Consider the following 3,062-nt stretch of genomic DNA (forward strand, 5'->3'; position numbering starts at 1 on the left):
GGAATCCCGGCCGGTCAATTATCGGAATGATGGCCGGTCGGAATCGGAATCCGCATCCTGACCCGCTTCGTCCATCTGCTGACCAACCCCTTTGCCGGGGCGACGCTGCCGCAGCATCTGGCCTCGAGCTTCCAGCGCTATGCCTATGGCGTACTGCTGGCGGCCTTCATCGGCGTACCGCTGGGTCTGCTGATGGGCTGGTTCCGCTGGCTCGACGACATCGTCACCCCGCTCTTCGACGGGCTTCGCTTCATCGCGCCGATCGCCTGGGTTCCCTTCGCCGCTTTGTGGTTCGGCGTCGGCATCGGCGGGCCGATCCTGATCATCTTCGCGGGCGCCTTCCCGCCCTGCCTGATCAACGCTTATCGCGGCGCCCGCTTCGTCGAGCCGCGGCTGATCGAGGCGGCACGCATGCTCGGCACCGGGCATCTGCGGATGATCCTCGAAATTCTGCTGCCGGCGGCGACGCCCTCGATCGTCTCGGGCCTGCGCGTCTCGGCGGGGCTCGGCTGGCAGTCGCTGGTCGGGGCGGAGCTGATCGTCGCGGCGGCCGGGGTCGGCTTCATGATGGTGCAGGCGCAGGCCAATGTCGCGACCCCGACGGTGATGGCCGGCATGGTCGCGATCGGCCTCGTCGGCATGGCGATCGACGTGATGCTGCGGCAGGGCGAAGCCTGGCTTCGCCGCCGCCGCGGCCTCCAGGCGTAAGGGAACGAAGACGATGGGCTCGATCCGCTTCGACAAGGTCGACAAGGTCTTCGGTCCGGTGTCGGGTGGCGTGAAGGCGCTCGACTCGATCGATCTGGACATCGCCGACAAGGAGTTCGTCGCGATCGTCGGCCCCTCCGGCTGCGGCAAGACGACCTGCCTGCGCATGGTCGCCGGGTTCGAGCCGCCCAGCGCCGGCATCGTCAGCGTCAACGGCAAGGCGGTGACGGAGCCCGGCCCCGATCGTGCCGTCGTCTTCCAGCAATTCGCGCTGTTTCCGTGGAAGACGGTGCGCGAGAACATCGAGCTCGGCCTGCGCAACAAGAACCTGCCCAAGCCCGAGCGCGACAGGCTGGTTGCCGGCGCGCTCAAGCTGATGAACCTCGAGAGCCACGCCGATGCCTTTCCGCATCAGCTCTCGGGCGGCATGCAGCAGCGCGTCGCCATCGCCCGCGCCTATGTCCTCGATCCCGAGGTGCTGCTGATGGACGAGCCCTTCGGCGCGCTCGACGCGCAGACCCGCGTCGTCATGCAGGAGGAACTGGTGCGCTTGGCAAGGGTCAACCCCCGCACCGTGCTCTTCATCACCCATGCTGTTGAGGAGGCGGTCTATCTCGCCGACCGGGTCGCGATCATGACCCGCCGCCCCGGCCGCATCAAGGAGGTGCTCGACATCCGCTCGGTGCGGCAGGCCGAGAACTGGGACCGCCATGAGCGCATCGAGGATGTGATGGATCTCGAATCCTTCGTCCATCTGCGCACCCAGATCTGGAAGTCGCTGCGCGAGGAGAAGGGCGCCCATGGGGTCTGACCTCGCCATGCTGCCGCGCCTCGCGCGCGACCTGACCGAGCCGGAGCCCATTCCGGAGGCGGGCATCGCGCGCGCCTGTGAGCTGATGCGCTCGGGCCGGCTGTTCCGATATGGCGAGATGGGCGCCGACCAGAACGATGTCGCCCTGCTGGAGCAGGAATTCGCCGCCTTCGTCGGCCGGCGCTATTGCATCGCGGTCAACTCCGGCGGCGCCGCCCTGTGCCTGGCGCTGAAGGTGCTGGACCTGCAGCCGGGCGAGCCGGTGCTGGTCAACGGCTTCACGCTGGCGCCGGTGCCCGGCGCCATCCTTCATGCCGGCGGCCGGCCGGTTCTGGTCGAGATCGGCCCGGACTACGTCATCGACTGCACGGATCTGCGCGCCAAGGCCCGCGCCTCTGGCGCCCGCATCCTGCTGCTGTCGCATATGCGCGGGCATATCGCCGACATGGATGCCGTGATGGCCGCCTGCGACGAACTCGGCCTGCTTCTGGTCGAGGACTGCGCCCATGCGCTCTGCGCCGCCTGGGATGGCCGCGCCATCGGCACCTTCGGCACGGCGGCCGCCTTCAGCGCCCAGACCTACAAGCATCTCAACGCCGGCGAGGGCGGGTTCCTCGTCCTCGACGATGACGACCGCACGGCGCGCGCGATCCTCCAGTCGGGCAGCTACATGCTGCACGGCCAGCATCGCAGCGCGCCGGCTGCAGATGTGATGTCCCGCTGGGAGGAACAGACACCCAATTTCAGCATGCGGATGACGGCACTTGCCGCTGCGCTGCTGCGGCCGCAACTCCACGACCTGCCGCGCCGAGCCGCGCGCTGGAACGCCATCCATGATCGCCTGGGCGCCGCCATCGCGCGCTCTCAGCATGTCCGGCTGCCGGCGCGCTCGCCGAAGGAGCGCTACGCCGCGACCTCGGTCCAGTTCTCGCTGCTCGGTTTCGGGGACGACGAGATCGCGGCCGTGCTCGAGCGCTGCGCCGCCCGCGGCCTGCCGATCAAATGGTTCGGCGCCGGCCGGCAGCGCGGCTTCACCAGCGCGCCGCGCCATTGGCGCTATGCGGGCGAACAGGGGCCGATGGCGCAGACCCACGCCACCCTGGCCGGGCTCTGCGACATCCGCACCCCGCTCTCGCTGACCGTTCAGGACTGCGACCTCGCCGCGGAGATCCTGCGCGAGGCCATCGAGACCATTGTCTCCGCACGTGCGGAGACAGGGAAAACCGGGCGGGCCGCCACCGGCTGAGACCCGGGTCAACGACAACAGGGAGAGACGAAGATGAAACGCATCGCTGCCGGATTGGGTCTTGCCGCCGCGCTGGCCTTCGCCGCGCCTTCGCCGGGTCGGGCGCAGACCGCCATTGGCGTCAGCTACCAGCCCTCGCTCTACTGGGCGCTGCCGTTCCATTACGCCACCGTCAAGGGCTGGTGGAAGGAGGTGGGCCTGACCCCCAACTTCTCGACATTCCCGGCCGGCGCGCCGCAGATCGCGGCCTCGGCCGCCAAATCCTGGGATGTCGGCGGTACCGGCTCGGTCCCCGCC

General features: G+C 69.0%; 3 protein-coding genes and 1 pseudogene. All 4 read left to right on the top strand.

Annotated features, from left to right (window positions below; translation table 11 throughout):
- Window positions 1–180: 180 nt before the first annotated feature.
- The gene (locus AX750_RS03805; RefSeq protein ID WP_280939890.1) at window positions 181–708 is read left to right on the top strand and encodes an ABC transporter permease subunit; all 528 of its coding nucleotides are present in this window, start codon (window positions 181–183) and stop codon (window positions 706–708) included.
- Window positions 709–721: 13 nt separating this feature from the next.
- A complete protein-coding gene (locus AX750_RS03810; RefSeq protein ID WP_066734838.1) occupies window positions 722–1,519 on the top strand; it encodes an ABC transporter ATP-binding protein in 798 nt (265 codons plus the stop codon).
- On the top strand, window positions 1,509–2,765 hold the full coding sequence (locus AX750_RS03815; RefSeq protein ID WP_245282298.1) for a DegT/DnrJ/EryC1/StrS aminotransferase family protein: 1,257 nt from the start codon (window positions 1,509–1,511) through the stop codon (window positions 2,763–2,765). Before AX750_RS03810 ends, AX750_RS03815 begins: the two co-directional genes overlap by 11 nt.
- Before the next feature lie 33 nt (window positions 2,766–2,798).
- Window positions 2,799–3,062 (top strand): annotated as a pseudogene (locus tag AX750_RS03820) (nitrate ABC transporter substrate-binding protein); the annotation flags it as partial.

The sequence above is a fragment of the Methylobacterium sp. CCH7-A2 genome, from assembly GCF_001557075.1.
Classification (GTDB): Bacteria; Pseudomonadota; Alphaproteobacteria; order Rhizobiales; family Beijerinckiaceae; genus Allobosea; species Allobosea massiliensis.